The organism is Aminobacterium thunnarium, assembly GCF_055390565.1.
The window spans coordinates 659,781-679,945 of the sequence record NZ_AP042412.1; the positions used below are offsets into that span (position 1 = coordinate 659,781).

A 20,165-nucleotide genomic window follows, 5' to 3' on the forward strand; every position below is an offset into this window, starting at 1 on the left:
ATGTTTGATGGTCTTCTGTATTTCTTATTTAACTTGGGAAGTTCCTTTGGATTTTTACTGATTCTGATTTTGATCCTGATGTCAGCGATCAAAATTGTTCCTGAATATCAGCGCGTTGTTGTCTTTCGTCTTGGGCGTCTCGCGGGAGCTAAAGGGCCGGGGCTTGTCATCGTTATTCCCGTTATTGATCGTATTATCCGGGTGGATTTACGAATAGTAACCCTCGATGTTCCTGTTCAGGAAGTTATTACTCGAGATAATGTTCCCATTAAAGTGAACGCCGTGGTTTATTTCAGAGTTATGGATCCGACGAATTCTGTTGTTGAAGTTGAAAATTATATGTTGGCTACAAGTCAGCTTTCTCAAACGACTTTACGTTCAGTTATAGGAGCGGCAGAATTAGACGAAGTCCTTTCTTCCAGAGAAAAGATAAATAGTGAGCTTCAAAAAATTATTGATGAAAGAACAGATTCATGGGGTATAAAAGTAAGTGCCGTTGAAGTTAAAGAACTTGAATTGCCCGAGGGCATGAAACGAGCAATGGCCAAACAGGCAGAAGCTGAGAGAGAGCGGCGAGCTAAAATCATAAACGCAGAAGGAGAACTTCAGGCTGCTCAGACTCTGAGCGAAGCTGCAAAGCAAATGGAAGTTTCACCAATTACTCTTCAGCTTCGATATTTGCAGACATTAAAAGAGATAGCAAGTGAAAAGAATTCTACGACCTTTTTCCCTCTACCAATGGATCTTATTAAACCGTTTATAAGACGTTTTGAGAAAGGGGAAAACCGTTAGAATACTTTGCACATTTAAGATATGAGGGATATAATTCCTTGATATGATTTTAGAGGTATTTGGTGCGAGGAGGCAGATGCATGGCTTACGATTTTCATTCTATTGAACAAAAATGGCAGAAAGTGTGGGAGGAAGAAAGCACTTTCAAAGTAAAGGCAGATTCTTCGAAAAAGAAGTTTTACTGCCTTGAGATGTTTCCGTACCCCAGTGGGGCTCTTCATATGGGGCATCTCCGAAACTATTCCATTGGCGATATGATGGCACGGTTCCTATGGATGAATGGCTATAACGTTCTTCATCCGATGGGGTTTGACGCCTTTGGCCTCCCTGCAGAAAATGCGGCTCTGAAATATGGAGTTCAGCCAAGTGAGTGGACCCATAAGAATATAGAGCATATGACAGATCAGTTGAAGAGAATGGGGTGCAGTTATGATTGGGATAGACGGGTTGCAACGTGTGACCCTGATTATTATCGCTGGACCCAATGGATCTTCTTGCAGTTTTTTAAAAAAGGATTAGCCTATCGTAAGAAGGCACCTGTAAACTGGTGTGAGAGTTGCAATACGGTTCTGGCAAACGAGCAGGTAAATAGTGAGGGCCGATGCTGGCGGTGTAATTCCCCTGTAGTGAAAAAGAAACTTGAACAGTGGTTCTTCCGTATTACAGATTATGCTCAAGAGCTTCTTGATGATCTAGAGCAGCTTCCTGGATGGCCAGAGCGAGTACGTATAATGCAGAAAAACTGGATAGGACGTTCTGAAGGAGCTCGCTTAACTTTTAACGCAAAAGAACTTGGAGAAGAAATTGAAACCTTTACAACTCGTTTCGATACTATTTTTGGCGTTACTTTCTTAGCACTGGCGCCTGAGCATCCTCTCGTAGACGTTATTTTGGAAAAAGCTTCAAATAAAGAGGAATTAGATACTTTTGTAAAAGAATGTATCAGCCAGAGTGAAATAGACCGTACGGCAGTTGGTGGTGCAAAGAACGGTATTTTTACAGGATTCTACGCAACGAATCCGGTAAATGGCCGTGATGTGCCTATATGGATAGCAAACTATATCCTTATGGATTACGGTACAGGTGCAATCATGGGCGTTCCTGCTCACGATGAGCGGGACTTTGAGTTTGCGAGAAAATATGACATTCCTGTTGATGTTGTTATTCAGCCTTCAGAAGGCGAGAAACTTGATGGCAAAACAATGAAGGTTGCTTTTGTCGATAACGGTGTTTCTTGTAACTCAGGGCAGTTTGATGGCCTTTCAACAGAAGAAGCCATTGTAAAAATGCTTGATTGGGGAGAAGAAAAGGGATTTTGCAAACGAGAAATTAATTATCGTCTTCGTGACTGGCTTATTTCTCGTCAACGCTATTGGGGGGCTCCTATCCCCGTCGTCTATTGTGATCATTGCGGAATCGTTCCAGTTCCTGAAAAAGATCTTCCCGTTATCTTGCCGACTGATCTTGCCGTTAAAAAAGGAGGACAGTCGCCACTCGTTGATGATGAGGAATGGATTAATACAACATGTCCTATTTGTGGGGGACACGCTCGACGTGAAGTTGACACTATGGATACCTTCATTTGTTCTTCGTGGTATCAGTTCCGTTATACAGATTCCCATAACGAAGAGAAGGCTTTCGAGCCAGAATTGGCGAATTACTGGATGCCAGTTGATCAATACATTGGTGGCATTGAACATGCCTGTATGCATCTTATCTATTCTCGTTTCTTTACAAAAGTTCTTTCGGATCTTGGACTGTGTAAAGCAAGAGAACCTTTTGCCAACCTTTTAACACAAGGTATGGTTATAAAAGATGGAGCTAAGATGTCTAAATCGTTGGGTAATGTGGTGGATCCTGACGAAATAATACAGAAATATGGTGCTGATACTGCGAGGCTCTTCATTCTTTTTGCTGCACCTCCTGGAAATGATTTGGAGTGGTCAGAACAAGGAGTTGAAGGTGTTCATCGTTTCTTGAACAGAGTCTGGCGTTATGTTGAAGAGAATATTGAACCCCTTAAAGGGGCCCCTACTGAACGTGTAGCTATGGATAGTCTGACTCAGCAAGATCGACGTGATTTTAAACGAAAAATTCATACGACAATTGTTGATGTAACGAGGGATATCCACGAAGAAAAGCAGTTCAACACGGCAGTTGCCCGTTTGATGGAGCTTTTAAATACTACTTATTCCTGCTCTCCAGAGGATGAGAAGGATTGGGCTCTTCTTCGCGAAAGTGTGGAGACGATGCTTATTTGCCTCAATCCTTTCTGTCCCCACATGACTGAAGAGCTTTGGCAGATGCTGGGGAATAAAACACAGCTAGCATGGAGTTCCTGGCCTGTTGCTGACGAGAGTGCTCTTGTTCTTGATTCAGTGACTATAGTTGTTCAGGTTAATGGAAAAGTCCGTCATAAAATAGACTTGCCGGCTGGGCTTCCAAAAGATGAATTAAAAGAGAAAGCTTTAAGTGAGGCTGCTGTTCAAAAGTGGATTGAAGGAAAAGAGATTGTTAAAGTTATAGTTGTTCCAGATAGACTTGTTAATGTGGTGGTGAAGGGCTAGTGCCCCGAATTGTGATTATAAGCGCCTCTGAGGTCTCTCAGAGGCGCCTTCTTTCAGATACGCTACGAAAATACGAACACTTAGGATATGTGCTTTCAGGACGAAAAGAAGGTAGTTCTTGGCAGGAAGTTTTAGCTTTAGGCCAGAACCGTGGTCTTTTCGATGATAAACAAATGCTTCTTGTGGAAAATGCTGAAGATCTGGGAGTATTGCCAGAAAATATGCTTTCTTTAATCGACACAGAGGAAGAAAATTTTCTTGTAATGCTTGTTTATGATGGGTCTCCTTCCAAATATATTCCTAAAGAAATTCTTCGACATCTTGATATTTATAAAGCTGAAGAAATTCCCTTTTGGACTTCTGCTCGATTGCGTTGGCTGCTTGATTTTTGTCGAGATAAAAAAATTGATATAGATAGAGAAGCTGCGGCATTACTCGTCGATTGGATTGAAGATGGGGAAGAATTGAGAAGCGAAGTGGAAAAAATAGCTGTTTTTTCCAGAAATAAAAGAATAACTACTGATGTAGTGAAAGCTCTTTCCTTTGACGAAGGACGTAATTCTATGTTACGTTTTCTTGATGGCCTTTGTCAGGCAGACAGAAAGGAAATTATTACTCTCCTTCCTCATTTGCAGCAAGATGTCCCTTTTTTGCAATTAGTTACAGCTGTATATAATCGCTTAAAACCAGTTTTATACAAGTATTTTTTCCCGACGCTTTCAGAAAGAGAAATTTTAACGATGTTAAAAGTAAGAAGTTATGCCGGGAAAATGGCAGCAGAGGCAATTAAACATTATGATCGTCATCATCTTTGCTCTTTTATTATAGAGTTGGCAGGACTTTCTTATGGAGAGAAGACAGGAATGGGAACAGGCTGGGTTGGGTTTGAGGCAATGATCTTCCGACTTTTAGATAGCGATAAAAGACAATAAAAAAAGCTGAGTTTCGGATTTCTATCCTGGCTCAGCTAAAAATTCTTGATTTTTTATGGGTGGAAGCCTCTATTCTTCGCTGCTTTCAACAACAGCTCCCGTTAGGGTTTTCACCTTATTTGTCAGAAGCGACTTACGGCGGGCTCCAGTATTGCGATGCATAACACCCTTGACAATGGCTTTATCAATAACACTCTGAGCAACCTGAAGTCGTTTTTCAGCCAGCTCAGTATCCTGACTGTTGACAGCTTCGAGAACTCTCTTAACAGCCGTTTTGCAGCGGCTTGTCCAGTAACGGTTGTAGAGACGATTCTTTTCGCTGGTTCTCATTCTTCTTTCAGCAGACTTCTTATTAGGCATTTCCTTCACCTCCTCCCCATAAAACGCACCACATTTTAACATGCTCTTTGATATATTAGCAATAGAGTTATGCTTTTGCCATAGAGAAGAGGTTGTCAAATGAATGTAAACGAACATCCAATGAATCGAATATTTGCTCCAAATGGAATTCTGGAAAAAACTTTTGATACGTATGAATATAGAGAGCCTCAACTTCTTTTAGCACAAAAGGTGTGGGATTCCTTAGAGAGAGAAGAACGAACTGTTTTTGTAGCGGAAGCTCCTACCGGGGTAGGAAAAACCTTTGCTCTTCTAGCTCCTGCCATGAAATGGGCCCTCGCACAAGATAAAAAAATTCTTTTTCTTACAGCAGGAATTACTCTTCAAGAACAATTGATACGGAAAGACTTACCACGTCTCAATGATATTCTGGGGTATAACGCATCTTTTGGATTACTTAAGGGAAGAAGCAATTATGTTTGTTTGAGAAGAGCTGTGGAGCTTGAGCAAGATGGCTTTTTGTCTTTTGGTGATGGTGGCGCAGCTTCAATGTACCTTTCAGATTGGTTGAAAACGACGCAGACGGGAGATCTTTCAGAATTGAAGCTTCCTGCCGATTTCCCAATCTTTCCTCGAGTCGCAGCTCAGATCCATGGTTGTTTGGGACATCGATGCCCGTACAGAGAGAGGTGCTTTATTCAAAAGGCGTTAAAGAAGGCTCAAGACTGGGATATTATTGTTTCAAATTATCATATGTACTTTGCTTATGTAATGAATGGTAAAAAAACTTTCCCTGTTCCCTTTGACGTTATGATTTGTGATGAAGCTCATCGAATGGTAGATGCTGCACGGTCTATAGCCTCAGTCAGGGTGTCATGGGAGGATCTTACACGCCTTCTCAGAAGTAAGGGGGCAGCTAACGCTGAATCTTTTTTATTATCGAGAGACGAAGAAGCAGGAACATTGAGAGATGAACTATCAGGAGCACAAAAAGAGGGGAGTATACTTTTTGAGTTTCTACAAACTTCAACTCCAGACGGTACTCTGATTAAAAAGAGAAATGAAGAGTTGTTTCGTCAAGGAATGCTTGTCTCTTCTCATATAGAAAAGGCTTTAAAACTTTTAGAAGAGACTGAAGAGCTTAAAGAGGAAACACCCTATGGAATTGAGGAAAGCCGTTTGGCTTTAGCCCTTGCTTGGATAGAGGAACTTCGTCTTTATTCCCTTTCTCTTCAGTGGTGTTTGTCGGTAGAATATTTTCCAGAATGGGCATATTGGCGTGATGGAAACACCTTGGTAAGTGAGCCGACATTATGTTCCGATAGCGTATCTGAGAGTCTTTTTTCGCAAGAGCCCGAAAAGGTTTTTGCTGTTTCTGCTACAATGACAGTAGGAAAATCCTTTGATTTTTGGGTGAGAGAAACAGGAATTCTACCTACTGAAACCTGCATTTTGGAATCTCCTTTTGATCTTGCTCGTCAGATGAATATTCTTGTTATTGATCTTGGCCTTAAGGTTATAGAAGAGGGTTACGATGATAGGGTTTGTAAGGTCGTGGAGAAACTTTGTGATGAAAATGGGGGCAGATCTCTTATCCTGTTAAGTTCAATGCGCCTTGTTCGGAAGGTAGGCCATTGGCTAAAACAGAAAAAGCATGATTATGAGGTGTACGTTCAGAATGATTTGCCCCGTACAGAACTTCTTGAACGGTTTCGATCTGATATATCAAGCGTTCTTGTTGGAAGCGTTTCATTCCGTGAAGGTGTAGATATTCCTGGAGAAGGGCTTACTCAGGTTATTATTGATCGTATACCATTCCCACATCCTAAAGACCCTATTATTCAAGCAAGAAATGAATTAGAGGGAAGAAAAGCTTTTATAAAAGTGACATTGCCACAAGCGAGAATGTATTTACGTCAAGCGGTTGGACGCCTTATCAGAACGAGCAGTGATCGTGGTCGGGCCATAATTCTCGATGGAAGAATTATAGACAGGCAGGATTGGAAAATTCATCGGGACTTACCTCCTGTTTCTATTCAACGTTTGACAGTCAAGATCAATTCTGTTGCTCATGAGAAAACGGTGTGATATAGTATCAAGGCTGATCGGTTTCCGGTCTCTAACTATGAATATGTTACTTTGTTTCTGGGAGGTGTAGTCGTGGATAAAGGTACTTTTCAGCCCCATAATAGACCGCGAAAGAGAAAAATGGGATATCTCTCCCGTTCCAGTTCTCCTAGTGGATTGAGAATTCTTCGCAACCGGAGACGCAAGGGTCGTAAGCGTTTGACTGTATAGCCTTGAAGCTTAGTTATTCGCGCTCTGTGCGGCTCAAGAAGGGTTGGGAATATGATCATGTTTTCCGCACCGGCAGTCGCTTCAAAGGCGAGCTGGTGCGGTTGCTGTTTGTAAACGCTCCTGACGGAAAAACAAGAATAGGTCTTGCTGTGGGAAAACGTCAGGGCCCTGCTTCAGTCCGCAATAGAGGTCGCCGTGTTTTGAAAGAAAGCATTCGCCGTCTGCTACCGTGGATAAAAGGATCATGGTGGTGTGTCTTTTCTCTCCGTACGTCTGGACTGGAGGCAAATGCGCATGAAGTGTATGATGATATGGTGAAAATATTAGGTCATGTAGGTTTGCTGGATGAGTCATGGCCAGATAACCCTTGGAAGTAGTAGAAGAATAGAAGTGACGAGTTGATGAAAATATCAGCACAGATTGCAGTGTGTGCTATTAAGTTTTATCAGAAATGGATTTCTCCAATGTTGGGGAAGAATTGCCGTTTTTATCCCACATGTTCTCAATATACCCTTGAAGCTATAGAAGAATATGGGGCATTAACGGGGATTCGACTTGGAGTAATTCGTATTTTGAAATGTGGGCCGTGGCATCCTGGAGGATACGATCCGGTTCCAAAAAAGTATAATTCTGATTGAGGATGGTGAATAGTGTGGGAACTCTCTGGAAAGCAGCAGGGGATTTTATGCTTCTTATCCTTGAAACTCTTCATAATTTAACGGGATCATGGGGTATTGCAATTATATTATTGACTTTGGCGGTCAGGATACTATTGCATCCTCTAACACACAAACAAATGGTGAGTATGCAGAAAATGCAAAAACTCCAGCCCCGAATGAAGATGTTGCAAGAGAAGTATAAAGATGATAAAGAATCATTGAATAGAGAAATAATGAATTTGTATAAAGAGAATAAAGTAAACCCTGCCGCAGGATGTTTACCTCTTCTTGTACAGTTACCTATCCTTATTCTTTTGTTTAGACTGCTAATGAATTATAATTTTGGCAGCATTCCTTTTCTTGGATTTATTAGTCTCGAGGGGTCAGTGCTTTCTACGTTGGCCCAAGCCGTTGCCCTTCCGGAAACGGCGAAGATTGGCGTAATGTCTGTCTTGTCTGGAGTTCTTGCCAATCCTTCCGGGTTAGTTCATTTTACAGTTTACGGTGGTAACTTTTTACTTCTCATTGTTGTCGGTTTCCTTACATGGGCACAGCAGCAGATGAGTTCTTCGGGGAACCCTCAAATGGCAATGATGAGTTGGTTTATGCCCCTTTTCCTTACGTTTATATGTCTTAGCTTGCCCGGCGGAGTTTTGTTATATTGGGGAGTTTCGTCTTTCCTAGGTGTAGCTCAGCAGTGGTGGATTACGAAAAAAACCAGCGAGGAAATGCAAGAAAAGCCAGTGTTGCACAAAACTAAACCTACAGGGAAAGAATAGAAAATTCAAGGGCATCCCAGACAGGCAGTGTGTCGAAGGGGGATTATATATGACTGAGCAAGACAAAATGATTTTGGAAGTCGGCTCTGTAGATGAAGCAAAAAGGCTGGCAGCAGCTAAATTAGGGCTACATCCAGAGGATTTTCTTGTAAAAATTATTGAAGAAGAGAAAAGTTTTTTTGGTCTTCTTGGAAAAAAATTGCGTGTTGAAGTATGGCCGGAATTTCCTTTGTTAGTGTTGAAAGGGCAGGAGTTGGCCAGAAATCTGATTCAGCATATGGGACTTTCTGTAACAGTCCAAAGTGGTGACGATGATTTTCTGAATCTTTCTGGCGATGATGCTGGTATCGTTATCGGGAAATATGGAGAAACCTTAAAGGCCATGGAGTATCTTATTAATCTTATGTTGCGAGAAGAGAGTCGAGAGGGTCGCGTTAAACTTGATAGTGATGGCTATCGTCAAAGACGAGAAGCAAGCCTTCAGCGACTTGCTCTTGCAGCTGCCAGAAAGGTAGAAAAAAGGGGACGGCCTGCATATCTTGAGCCAATGTCGAGTTGGGAGCGTCGTATCATTCATTTAACATTAAAGGATTATAACAACGTAACAACTCGTTCAGTGGGAGAAGAACCCTCCCGTAAAGTAGTTGTTTGTCCTGTTGCATCGTCGAGGAACAGACGGCATTAAGTAGTATGTATCCAATTCTTTTTTCTATATATAAAATAACGGTCCACAGTTATTATGTACTGTGGACCGTTGCGTTAGTTACAGCTTTTCTTTGGACGCAGAAAAGAGCTGTCAATCAATATGGTGTAGAATCATCTAAGATGCATGTTCTATTGTTTGTTGTTGCTATAGGTATCGTTATAGGAGCATGTGTCGGTATGATCGTTCATGTAGGCCCAACAGTTATTCGTAACGATCCTCTTCGTGTTTTTCGATTTTGGGAGGGGGGTATGTCGTCTTTTTATAGCTTTTTTGGCGGCAGTTTTTTTGCTCTCGCGTATATATTCTTTTTTAAATTATCATTATGGCGTGTTGCTGAGTCTGCATCTCTCCCTTCAGCAGCATTGATTGCCATAGGCCGATGGGGCTGTTTTATGAACGGATGTTGCGCTGGAATAGAGACCACTCTTCCATGGGGTACTCGTTTTCCCATAGATCCGCAGCAACTGACTCGTCACCCAACCCAACTTTATTATTCTTTTGGGGCTCTTCTTATTTTAATTATGTTGCAAGAAGTGGAAAAAAGAATAGGTAGAGGCGAAAGAAAATTACGAGTTGCTCTTCTTTGGCCGTTGTTTTTAATTCTTTTTGGTCTATTACGCATTCTTGTTGATCCTTTACGTATAGATTGGCTGCTTCTAGGGGAGGAAGCCTCCCATAGAGGAAGTTTGATTATGATTTTAGTTGGTAGTATATGGTTGGTAATCTCATATATAAACTTCCGAAGACTTTCTGATTAAGATTTCAGTAAAACAAACGATGTCCATTAACCGAAACTGAATAAAATAAAGGAGTACTGTAAACGGAGGTGAACTATATGAAAAATATACGAAACACAATTGCTTTTCTCGCTCTTGTTGCATTTGTTTTAGGAATGCTGGGAGCGCCTTCTTTTGCTCAAGATGTTTTTAGTGGAAATCCTGTAGCTGCAATAGCTAAAGACGCTTCCCCAGCTGTTGTTAATATTGATGTAGAGACAATGGTTACTCGTTCAGTTTCTCCATTTCCCGATGACCCCATTTTCAGACATTTCTTTGGAGAGGAATTTCAGCGTTTCTCTCGAACGATTCCTATGAAGGGGAGAGGTTCTGGTTTCATCGTTTCAGAAGAGGGGCAGATCCTAACCAATAATCATGTTGTCGAAGGTGCTGATAAAATTACAGTAACACTTTCTGATGGTCGAACTTTTTCTGCAAAAGTTCTTGGAACAGACCCTACTTTTGATTTAGCTGTTATAAAAATAGACGCAAATCATTTGCCTGTCTTAAAGCTTGGTGATTCGGATCGTTTGGATGTTGGTGAGTGGGTTGTAGCCATTGGTAACCCCTTTGGTTTGGAGCATACAGTAACAGTTGGTGTTATATCTGCAAAAAACAGGAGTATTCATGCTGGAGATGTTAACTTCGATGGTTTCTTGCAGACAGATGCCGCTATTAATCCAGGAAACAGTGGTGGACCTTTAATTAATCTTTCCGGTGAAGTTGTGGGTATTAACAGCGCCATTGTTCCGTACGCTCAGGGAATTGGCTTTGCAATCCCCATTAATATGGCTAAACAGGTAATGAACGATCTTGTAAAATATGGAAAAGTAAAACGAGGATGGCTTGGTGTGTATGTGCAGCCACTGACAAAAGAGTTTGCTTCGGCATATGGCATAAAGGAAGAAAAAGGAGCAGTAATTAGTGATGTTGTTCCTGATTCTCCTGCTGCTAAAGCTGGTTTACAGCGTGGCGATGTTATTGTTTCCGTTAACGGAAATAAAATAGAAAATCATCAGGATCTTGTCTTCAGAATTCGACAATCTATGGCAGGGGATACAGTAACGTTGAACGTTATTCGTAAAGGGAAAAAAGAAGATTTCTCTGTAAAATTAACTGAGGTATCTTCTGCGATGGAAGAAGATATTGAAGGACAATCATCGAAAAACAGTGAAATGCTACGGAAGGCCGGACTTGAAGTTAGTAATGTAACTACTCAATTACGTTCGCGTTACAATTTGCAAAAAAATGATGGCGTAGTCGTTACATCAGTTGAGCCAGGTTCTTTTTCTGCTCGAGCAGGAATTCGAGAAGGAGATTTGATTCTTGAAGTTAATGGAACTAAAGTTGATAGCGTGAATCACCTCGAAAAAGTTTTAGGCAAAAAAGATGATTCCCTTGTTCTTCTTCTGGCTCGGGGTTCTAGAACTTTCTTTGTTTCTATGAGTTTCTAAAAATTAAAGAATAGCCGCCCCAAAAAGGGCGGCTATTCTTTTTATATTCTGTAAACATGTTAAAAGGTATCGTATTCAGAAAGTGCATTCGCATCAAGATTAAAAACTAAAGTAAAAGAAGTTCCTTTTCCCAATGTCGATTGAATATCCATTTCAGCTTCATGAAGTTCGGATATACGTTGAACGAGAGAGAGCCCCAACCCATAACCGCCTCCACTACGCGCAGTATCTGCTCGCCAGAAAAGATCGCGGCATTTTTGTATGGCATATTCGTCCATTCCCTGCCCAGTATCCCATACTCTTAAAAAGGCCTTTTGCTTTTTTATGTCACTCCATGTTTCTATACCTATTGTTCCGCCTTCTGGCGTATATTTACTCGCGTTATCCAGTAAATTAGATGCAACTCGAGTCAGTAATTCAAAGCTGCCGAAGACAGGAGCAAAAGAAAATTTTTTTTCGAGATGCTGATGTCGTGTCTTTTCTATTAACGCAAACATATTTTCACACGTTTCATCTGCTACCATGAGTAAATCAACCGGTTCCATCCATTCGGGCCCCGAAAACTTAGAAAAACGAGAGAGTTCGAGAATAGATTCCACTATTTGTTGCATGTTATCTATCTGAATCATAATTTGTTCAAGTCTCTCTTTATAATATGCGGGTTCGCGAGGTGACATAAGCATGATTTCGATTTTCCCCTTAATTACCGCAAGAGGTGTACGCAACTCGTGACTTGTATCTGCTGAAAGTTGCTTGAGCTGCGTAAGGGATTCTTCGAAACGAGCTAAAAGACTATTTAAAGAGTTTCTAAGTTCTATAAATTGAGGGTGATCTCCAAGATAGGGGATCACTATATGATCATTTTTTCTTTTCCTTTTTTGCAAAGTCTGACTGATTTTTCGTAAAGGGGTGTACATGCGAAGTTCAAGAAACCATAAAGCCACAAAAAATGAGAGAGCGCAACCCGCTATGATTCCGCAGAGGTAAATAAAAAAAGAAGATAAAGAAAATGAACAACTTAGTGTAGCAATAGAAAGAAGGGTAAAAAGTAAAACGGCAAAAAGGGACAATCTGAGCAGTTTCAGATTGCCCCTTTGTTGAGTCGAAACATTTGTTAAACGTAATTTGAAGGATTTTAAAAGTTTGTTAAATCGCAATGTTCGTCACTGACACCTCTAGGCATCACTTTTCTAGGCACAGTCTGGGCAACTTACTTTGTACCCGACTCCTCGCACTGTCACAACAATGGTGTCTAGTCCGTGCTCTCTCAGCTTATCTCTCAAATATTTAATATGGACGTCAACCACATTACTTGTACCGTCATATTCTTTTTGCCATACTTGAGAAATAATCTTCTCCCGAGTGAAAACCTGATTTTCATGTCTCATAAGCAATTCAAGAATGTCAAATTCACGTCTTCGTAAAGGCAGAACTACGTTATCGACTCGGCATTCCCTTGCAACTGGGTCTAAAATCATATCACCGCAGTGAAGAAGATTGTGCTGCTGATCAGAAGTTCTTCTTAACAACGTACGAACCCTTGCAAGAAGTTCTCTGAAGTCAAACGGTTTTACCAGAAAATCATCAGCCCCTTTATTGAGGCCTTCTACCTTGTCGTCCACGCTATCTTTCGCCGTGAGAATGATAATAGGAAGAGTCGCACCACTTGCTCGAAGTTTTTCCAAAACTTCGAGTCCACTTATTCCAGGAAGCATAAGATCTAAAATAATACACTCGCATTCTGGATTTTTCGCTTTTTCTAGACCTTCTTCTCCTGTATAAGCGCGTTCTACTGAATATCCATTCTCTGCAAAGCCCTCGGCGAGAACTTGGACAAGATCCTTGTTGTCTTCAACAATAAGTAAAGACATACCTATCCCCTCCCGCACCAAAATGTTTAGGTACTATTGTTAATTCTTTATTATTTAACCATATACTTGAACCCATGTCGAGTGCAGAATTAGATATTTCGTAAAATTGTGTAATTTTACTTACGGTAAAAATTGAAGAAAAAATTGTCATATAAACGACTCCATGGTACTATGTTCATGACCCATTACTAGGATATACACTAAGATGTATTTCTTGGTTTTCGGGATTTTACGCATATGAGGTGAACAGAATGCTCGAGAAAGAGACAAAACATCAGATTATTGAGGAATATCGTACCCATGCTGCAGATACAGGATCTCCCGAGGTTCAGATAGCAATGCTTACGGTGAGAATTCGAGAATTGACGGAGCATATGAAAGAGCACACAAAAGACTTCCACTCCAGAAGAGGACTTCTTAAAATGGTTGGAAGAAGACGTAAGCTTCTTCGTTACTTAAGAGAGAAAGACTTCAATAGATATAAAAACTTGATTGAACGTCTTGGACTTCGTCACTAATTTTAAGCAGACAAGTTTTTTCTTGAATTTATGTGCGGGGGCGGCTATTCGCTCTCGCACTTTTTTTGTGTGATGTGTTATTCTTATCCAGTACACTAAAGAAGAGGTTGAAAATTAGAGGAGGAACATTGTATGAAAAAAATGTTTTCAATTGAGATCGGAGGTCGAGAGATTACCTTCGAGACGGGGAATGTGGCTAAGCAAGCCAATGGCTCTATCGTAGCCAGATGTGGCGACACTGTTGTTTTGACAACAGCATGTATTTCCGACACTCCCCGTACAGGGATTGATTTTTTCCCTTTATTGGTAGATTTTGAAGAAAGATATTATTCTGCAGGAAAAATTCCTGGAGGTTTTATCAAAAGAGAAGGGCGCCCTACCGAAAATGCTATATTGAGTGCCCGTATGGTGGATCGTTCTATTCGTTCTCTTTTCGACGATGACTTACGTTATGACGTACATGTTGTTGCTACTGTCCTTTCTGTGGATCAGGTTAACCCCCCCAGTGTTCTTGCAATTAATGCAGCTTCTGCAGCCTTGATGCTCTCTGAAATTCCATGGGATGGACCTATTGGTGCTGTTCGTATCGGCTACATTAATGATCAGTTAGTTATTAATCCTCTTGAGGAGGATATGGTAAATTCCAAGCTAGATTTGCTTGTTTCTGGACATAAAGATGGAATTACTATGGTTGAGGCAGGGGCCAATGAAGTTTCAGAAGATCTGCTTGTTGATGCTCTTGATCTTGCTCATTCAGAAATAAAGAAAATTGTTGCCATGCAAGAGGAGATGCAGAGGGAGATAGGAAAGACAAAGATTGAAATCCCGGCTCCTGAAGTATTTGAAGAGATAGATGCATGGTTGCAGAGTGAGATGCAGCCTCATATTTCGGAGGCCGTTAATATTCACGCGAAGAAACCTCGGGCTGAAAAGGTCCGATTCGTTAAAACCACGGCAACAGAGCATTTTTCTGAAACATACCCTGACTCTGAATTGTATATTAGTGCTGCAGTGGATGAAATGGTCAAGAAGACAATGCGAGCTCTCATCCTGAATGATCGGCGCAGGGTCGATGGTCGTGCCATGAATGAGATTCGTCCCATTACATGCGACGTTGATGTATTGCCGCGAGTTCATGGATCTGCTCTTTTTACTCGAGGAGAAACGCAGGCTCTTGTCGTAGGAACTCTTGGTATGATGGGAGTTGACGATCAGATTCTTGATGGGTTAAAACAGGACGAGCCTAATAAACGGTTTATTCTTCACTATAACTTTCCTCCGTATTCTGTTGGAGAAGTTCGCCCCATGAGAGGACCTGGTCGTCGTGAAATTGGGCATGGAGCTTTGGCAGAAAGAGCGTTGCGTCCTATCATTCCCGAAGAAGTTGATTTCCCTTACGTTGTTCGTTTGGTTTCTGATATTTTGGAATCTAATGGTTCCAGTTCTCAGGCGTCCATTTGTGGAGGAAGCCTTGCCCTTATGAGTTCTGGCGTTCCTATAAAGAAACATGTAGCCGGAATTGCAATGGGACTTATTAAGGAAGATGACAAGGTAGAGATTCTCACAGATATTCAGGGACTTGAAGACCACTACGGAGATATGGACTTTAAAGTTGCTGGTACTAGAGAAGGTGTAACAGCTCTTCAGATGGACAATAAAGCGGGAGGAATTACGAGAGATATTTTGAAAAAAGCTCTTGAACAGGCTAAGGAAGGTCGCTTTAACATTCTCGATAAAATGGAGGCAGCAATAGCAGCTCCTTCTGAACTCTCTCCTTACGCTCCCCGCATTCATGTTACTCATGTTGATCCTGAAAAAATTCGAGATATTATCGGTCCTGGTGGCAAAGTCATACGGGGAATCACTCAGGAAACAGGCGTTAAAATTAATGTAGAAGATAGTGGCGAAGTGTACATTGCTGGAACCTCAAGCGAAGGTGTAAACAAAGCCTTGGCTATTATTAAAGGTTTAACTAAAGAGTTGGAGCCGGGCGAAATTTATCTCGGAAAGGTAACGCGGATTATGAATTTTGGTGCCTTTGTCGAGTGCTTGCCTGGAAAAGAAGGGCTATTACATGTAAGTGAAATCAGTCCTCATCGGGTAGGCAAGGTAGAGGATGTTTTCTCTGTTGGTGATTCTGTACTCGTTATGGTTAAAGAAATAGACGATATGGGGAGAACTAATCTGACTCGTAAGAAAATTTATGATCAAGAAGAACGAGCCATAGAAGAGGGGTTTGCATCTGCTCTCGAAGATGAGAAAAAAAGAGAAATTCTCATAGAAGCCAAAGCAGCAACTGCACCTCGTCCATCTGCAGGACCGCGTAGAGGTCCTCATGAAAGAAGCGATAGAGGTGGAGATAGAGATAGACGTCAGGGAGGCGGGCGCAGATGAAATCTGTTCCCGTTAAGGTAGTACGTAAGAATAGTAATGTTACATTGCCTGAATATGCTACTCCCGCTTCATCAGGAGTAGATCTTCGTGCTGCGGAATCCCTTATTCTGGAGCCTGGAGAGAGAGGAAGTGTGGGCACAGGCTTATCTATAGAACTGCCTGAAGGTTTTGAGGCCCAGATACGGCCTCGTAGCGGCCTTGCTCTCCGTTCGGGTATAACGTTACTGAACACGCCGGGTACCATAGATTCTGACTATCGCGGAGAAATACGAATCATTGTTATAAATTTGGGACAAGAACCTTTTGAAATAAAGCCAGGAGATCGAATTGCACAAATGGTCATAGCGCCTGTTGTTCAGCTTAAATGGGAAGAAAGCTCTTCTCTTTCTGATTCACAGCGTGGTGAAGGTGGTTTCGGTAGTACTGGTGTGAACTAGAAAGAGTTGACATTCTTTCTGATAGGTAGTATAAAATCGCCAATACAGGAAGTTGAATATAAGGCTATGAAGGGAAGAGTAGCTTTATCGTTGCTGGACAGAGAATAAAGGTCATTGGCTGAAAACCTTTTACAGCAGAGTAGAGTGAAGACCACCCCTGAGCCGATGGCAGGGAGCGCACCTTATTGCGCACAGAGGGCCAGCTTGTTGTATAGCTGGAACTGGAGTGGAACCGCGATTAAGCCCACATCGTCTCCAGAAGGAGAAGTGTGGGCATTATTTTTTTGAGGGAGGGGTACGTATGTTCGAACTCAAAAGTACCAGTGGAAGTGTAGTAGAAGTTGAAGACGGTAAAGTGCTGGACATCTTAAAACGCTGGGACATGAACAAAGGCGCGGTTGCTGCGAAGATCAATGGACGTCTTGTAGACCTTTCAGCTGATATTGCCGAAAGTGGACTCTTGGAATCAGTGGATGGAGCGAGTGAGGAAGGTTTGGAGATCATACGCCATTCAACAGCTCATTTAATGGCTCAAGCTTTCCAGTCTATTTTTCCTGAGACGCATTTTGGCATAGGCCCGGCAATCAAGAATGGTTTCTATTACGATATGGAACTTCCTGAACCCATATCTGAAGATGTATTGCCCAAAATAGAGAAAGAAATGAAACGGTTAACTAAACGAGCTTTCCCTATAGAACGTGAAGTTTTAAGTAAAGAAGATGCAATACGTTTTTTCGAGGAACGAGGAGAAAAGTATAAAGTTGAGCTTATCAAAGAAATTGAAGACTCTACTGTAAGCTTATATAAACAGGGAGATTATGTAGATCTTTGCCGAGGGCCCCATGTCCCTAATACATCATGGATAAAATACTTCAAACTTCTTTCCGTAGCGGGAGCCTATTGGAGAGGCAGCGAGAAAAATATTATGTTAACCCGTGTCTACGGAACAGCCTTTGCAGATGAAGAATCGCTCAAGCAATATATAACGATGCTTGAAGAGGCTAAGAATAGAGATCACCGTAAAATAGGAAAAGAACTTGATCTTTTTAGTCTACAGCCGGAAGGCCCTGGCTTCCCATTTTTCCATCCTAAAGGGATGGTCATATTGAACAAACTGACCGAATTCTGGCGACAAGTGCACGAGAAAAATGGCTATTGTGAAATACGTACGCCTCTTATTCTTGACCGTAGTTTGTGGATTCGTTCCGGACATTGGGATCACTATCGCGATAATATGTACTTTACAGAGATAGATGAAATGCCTTTTGCCATTAAACCCATGAATTGTCCTGGCGGTATACTTGTGTATAAGAGTCAGATTCGAAGCTATAGAGATTTACCTCTTCGTATGGCTGAGTTGGGAACTGTTCATAGACATGAACGTTCTGGAGTACTTCATGGCTTAATGAGAGTCCGGTGCTTTACCCAGGACGATGCCCATCTTTATTGCACTCCTGAACAGGTGAAAGATGAAATCAAGGGGATTATGCGTCTTTGCCAGTATATTTATAGAGATGTTTTTGGTTTTAAATATACAATGGAACTTTCAACACGTCCTGAAGATTCTATGGGCTCGGAAGAGCAATGGAATATAGCTGAAAGGGCGTTGAAAGAAGCCTTGGAAGAAACCAATATGGAATATCGCGTTAATCCTGGTGACGGTGCATTTTACGGACCTAAAATTGATTTTCACCTTGAGGATTGCATAGGCCGAACATGGCAGTGTGGCACCATACAATTGGATTTCCAGATGCCTGAGAAATTTGACCTTTCATACGTAGGTGCAGATGGGAAAGAACATAGGCCGGTTATGCTTCATAGAACAATTTTAGGAAGTTTGGAGCGTTTCTTTGGCATTCTTATAGAGCAATTTGCAGGAGCATTCCCATACTGGCTAGCACCAATTCAAGTCCGTTTGCTTCCTATTTCAGAAGACTTCTTTGAGTATGCCAACGAAGTAAAAACCGAGTTGGCCACCCACGGAGTTAGAGTGGAAATTGATTGCCGAGATGAAAAACTGGGCAAGAAAATTCGGGATGCTCAGATTCAGAAGATTCCTTATATGGTTGTATTAGGAGAAAAGGAAGCTTCTAGCAAGCAGGTTGCTCCTCGAGATCGTAGCAAGGGAGACCTTGGCGCCATGTCAATAAATGATTTTGTAAAAGTTTTGGAAGAAGAGTTTAATCCGCTTATATGCAAGTAGTAATTGCCATATTTTTATAGCTGTGATATAGTTTCTAAGTTCAAGTAGAGGACCGCCCTCTCACCTGACGACGCATAAAGTTGTTGTCTGGTTGATGTAGAAAAACTCGAAGAGAGTTTTTGTTTGTCTGTATGAGGGCCGGTGATATTCATCGGCCCTTTTTTATATTTAAACATGGAGGTGAAGGGTTATAGCCAAAAGAGAAGAAGGGGAACCCCGCGTCAATGAGGAAATTACTGTAAGTGAAGTATTGCTAATTGACGAAAACGGAGTCAAAGTTGGTATAACCAAAATAGAGGAAGCTTTGAAAGCAGCTGAAGAGCGAGCTCTTGATCTTGTTGAGGTAGCTCCTCAGGCAAGAGTGCCTGTTTGCCGTATTATGGATTACGGTAAATATCGTTATCAGTTGCAAAAGAAAGAAAAGGATGCACGAAAGAAACAAAAGGGTCAGACATTAAAAGAAATGAAGATGCGTCCTAAAATTGATGAGCATGATTATAACTTCAAGGTAAAGGCAATTATAAATTTCCTGAAGGCTGGACATCGTGTAAAGGTGTCAGTGTTTTTTAGAGGCCGCGAGATGGCTTTCCTTGATAAAGGACGAGAAGTTATTGGGAGAGTTGTTCGTGATGTCGAAGCCGTAGGCAAAAGTGAGGGAGAACCTCGCATGGAAGGCCGTTATATGCGAATTATGCTCACACCTCTTAGTCCCACAAAAACAACAGGTAAACAGAATCAAAAGGATGTTGAACAGTCAAAGTAGCATTCTTACTGCACATCCCTTTTGTTGAAGTATGAATATATTTGCAGGAAGGGAGGGTATTGCAATGCCTAAATTGAAATCTCATTCTGGAGCCAAAAAAAGGTTCTCTTCCACAGGTACAGGGAAGTTTAGTTACAGAAAAAATGGAAGGGGACATCTTTTGACAGGAAAAAGTCAGAGTCGTCTTCGTCGTCTTAAAAAGTCTGGATGTGTATCAAAAGCTAGATCTGAAGATTTGAAAAAGCTACTTCCCTATGCTTAGGGTGAAGTTTTCTTCATAAGCTTGAGAAAATTAATATTGAAAGAGGTGACATGCTATGCCTCGTGTTAAGGGTGGTAGCATTAGTAATAAAAAAAGAAAGAAACTTTTTTCTATTACCAAAGGTTATTGGGGTAGAAAAAAGAATGTTTACAGAAGAGCTAGAGAGGCTTTTCTTAAATCTCTTTCCCGTGCTTACGATGACCGCAAGTTAAAGAAAAGAGATTTCCGGCGTTTGTGGATTACCCGTATAAATGCAGCAGCACGGGCTCAGGGAATGAGTTACAGTGCATTGATTGATGGGCTTAAGAAATCTGGAATAAGCATTAATAGAAAAATGCTTTCTGAACTGGCCATTAACGATATGCCGGCCTTTGTCAAGTTGGTTGAAAAAGCCCGTAATGCGTTAGGACAATAA

At 41.4% G+C, this 20,165-nt stretch carries 21 protein-coding genes; 18 read left to right on the forward strand and 3 right to left on the reverse strand.

The genetic code is table 11. The annotated features are described in order from the left end of the window. From ACZ5GY_RS03250 to holA, 3 genes are all read left to right on the forward strand, one after another. Entirely contained in the window at positions 1-792 is a 792-nt protein-coding gene (locus ACZ5GY_RS03250) for a slipin family protein (protein ID WP_213695772.1), read from the forward strand. 80 nt (positions 793-872) lie between these two features. After that, positions 873-3,359: a leucine--tRNA ligase gene (gene leuS / locus ACZ5GY_RS03255; RefSeq protein ID WP_213695771.1), complete on the forward strand. Its 2,487-nt coding sequence runs from the start codon at positions 873-875 to the stop codon at positions 3,357-3,359. Further along, positions 3,359-4,291, forward strand: coding sequence for a DNA polymerase III subunit delta (gene holA / locus ACZ5GY_RS03260; RefSeq protein WP_213689996.1), 933 nt, complete (start codon positions 3,359-3,361; stop codon positions 4,289-4,291). Before leuS ends, holA begins: the two co-directional genes overlap by 1 nt. 69 nt (positions 4,292-4,360) lie before the next feature. Here the strand turns inward: holA and rpsT are convergent, their stop codons facing one another. Then, positions 4,361-4,651: a 30S ribosomal protein S20 gene (gene rpsT / locus ACZ5GY_RS03265; protein WP_213689995.1), complete on the reverse strand. Its 291-nt coding sequence runs from the start codon at positions 4,649-4,651 to the stop codon at positions 4,361-4,363. Between the two features lie 99 nt (positions 4,652-4,750). Between rpsT and ACZ5GY_RS03270 the strand changes: the two genes are divergently transcribed. The 8 genes from ACZ5GY_RS03270 (at position 4,751) to ACZ5GY_RS03305 (ending at position 11,302) form a co-directional block, all read left to right on the forward strand. Continuing rightward, the gene (locus ACZ5GY_RS03270) at positions 4,751-6,718 is read left to right on the forward strand and encodes an ATP-dependent DNA helicase (protein WP_213689994.1); all 1,968 of its coding nucleotides are present in this window, start codon (positions 4,751-4,753) and stop codon (positions 6,716-6,718) included. 120 nt (positions 6,719-6,838) lie between these two features. Continuing rightward, a complete protein-coding gene (locus tag ACZ5GY_RS03275) occupies positions 6,839-6,928 on the forward strand; it encodes a 50S ribosomal protein L34 (RefSeq protein WP_374047606.1) in 90 nt (29 codons plus the stop codon). Positions 6,929-6,954: 26 nt separating this feature from the next. Beyond that, positions 6,955-7,305: a ribonuclease P protein component gene (locus tag ACZ5GY_RS03280; RefSeq protein ID WP_213689992.1), complete on the forward strand. Its 351-nt coding sequence runs from the start codon at positions 6,955-6,957 to the stop codon at positions 7,303-7,305. Positions 7,306-7,329: 24 nt separating this feature from the next. Next, complete coding sequence (gene yidD, locus ACZ5GY_RS03285; protein WP_213689991.1) at positions 7,330-7,566, forward strand: membrane protein insertion efficiency factor YidD; 237 nt, start codon at positions 7,330-7,332, stop codon at positions 7,564-7,566. 14 nt (positions 7,567-7,580) lie between these two features. Continuing rightward, the gene (locus ACZ5GY_RS03290) at positions 7,581-8,366 is read left to right on the forward strand and encodes a YidC/Oxa1 family membrane protein insertase (RefSeq protein WP_213689990.1); all 786 of its coding nucleotides are present in this window, start codon (positions 7,581-7,583) and stop codon (positions 8,364-8,366) included. A 49-nt stretch (positions 8,367-8,415) separates the two neighbouring features. Continuing rightward, positions 8,416-9,051 carry an RNA-binding cell elongation regulator Jag/EloR gene (gene jag, locus ACZ5GY_RS03295; protein ID WP_213689989.1) on the forward strand — a complete coding sequence of 212 codons (636 nt, stop codon included), beginning with the start codon at positions 8,416-8,418 and terminating at the stop codon, positions 9,049-9,051. Positions 9,052-9,056: 5 nt separating this feature from the next. After that, complete coding sequence (locus ACZ5GY_RS03300; protein ID WP_213689988.1) at positions 9,057-9,830, forward strand: prolipoprotein diacylglyceryl transferase; 774 nt, start codon at positions 9,057-9,059, stop codon at positions 9,828-9,830. A 77-nt stretch (positions 9,831-9,907) separates the two neighbouring features. Next, complete coding sequence (locus ACZ5GY_RS03305) at positions 9,908-11,302, forward strand: DegQ family serine endoprotease (RefSeq protein WP_213689987.1); 1,395 nt, start codon at positions 9,908-9,910, stop codon at positions 11,300-11,302. Positions 11,303-11,361: 59 nt separating this feature from the next. On the opposite strand, the gene ACZ5GY_RS03310 is transcribed toward ACZ5GY_RS03305, so the two are convergent. After that, positions 11,362-12,372, reverse strand: a complete 1,011-nt coding sequence (locus tag ACZ5GY_RS03310) for a sensor histidine kinase (protein WP_464111993.1) — start codon at positions 12,370-12,372, stop codon at positions 11,362-11,364. A gap of 120 nt (positions 12,373-12,492) precedes the next feature. Beyond that, the gene (locus ACZ5GY_RS03315; RefSeq protein ID WP_213689985.1) at positions 12,493-13,173 is read right to left on the reverse strand and encodes a response regulator transcription factor; all 681 of its coding nucleotides are present in this window, start codon (positions 13,171-13,173) and stop codon (positions 12,493-12,495) included. Positions 13,174-13,424: 251 nt separating this feature from the next. Between ACZ5GY_RS03315 and rpsO the strand changes: the two genes are divergently transcribed. The 7 genes from rpsO to rplT all read left to right on the forward strand — a co-directional run bounded on the left by rpsO (position 13,425) and on the right by rplT (position 20,165). Next, positions 13,425-13,691 carry a 30S ribosomal protein S15 gene (gene rpsO, locus ACZ5GY_RS03320; protein WP_213689984.1) on the forward strand — a complete coding sequence of 89 codons (267 nt, stop codon included), beginning with the start codon at positions 13,425-13,427 and terminating at the stop codon, positions 13,689-13,691. 132 nt (positions 13,692-13,823) lie between these two features. After that, positions 13,824-16,085, forward strand: a complete 2,262-nt coding sequence (locus ACZ5GY_RS03325) for a polyribonucleotide nucleotidyltransferase (RefSeq protein ID WP_213689983.1) — start codon at positions 13,824-13,826, stop codon at positions 16,083-16,085. Then, positions 16,082-16,522, forward strand: coding sequence for a dUTP diphosphatase (gene dut, locus ACZ5GY_RS03330; protein ID WP_213689982.1), 441 nt, complete (start codon positions 16,082-16,084; stop codon positions 16,520-16,522). Before ACZ5GY_RS03325 ends, dut begins: the two co-directional genes overlap by 4 nt. A 301-nt stretch (positions 16,523-16,823) precedes the next feature. Then, complete coding sequence (gene thrS / locus ACZ5GY_RS03335) at positions 16,824-18,725, forward strand: threonine--tRNA ligase (RefSeq protein WP_213689981.1); 1,902 nt, start codon at positions 16,824-16,826, stop codon at positions 18,723-18,725. A 190-nt stretch (positions 18,726-18,915) separates the two neighbouring features. Beyond that, entirely contained in the window at positions 18,916-19,488 is a 573-nt protein-coding gene (gene infC, locus ACZ5GY_RS03340) for a translation initiation factor IF-3 (protein WP_213689998.1), read from the forward strand. A 64-nt stretch (positions 19,489-19,552) separates the two neighbouring features. Then, a complete protein-coding gene (gene rpmI, locus ACZ5GY_RS03345; protein ID WP_213689980.1) occupies positions 19,553-19,750 on the forward strand; it encodes a 50S ribosomal protein L35 in 198 nt (65 codons plus the stop codon). A gap of 55 nt (positions 19,751-19,805) precedes the next feature. Then, positions 19,806-20,165, forward strand: a complete 360-nt coding sequence (gene rplT / locus ACZ5GY_RS03350; RefSeq protein WP_213689979.1) for a 50S ribosomal protein L20 — start codon at positions 19,806-19,808, stop codon at positions 20,163-20,165.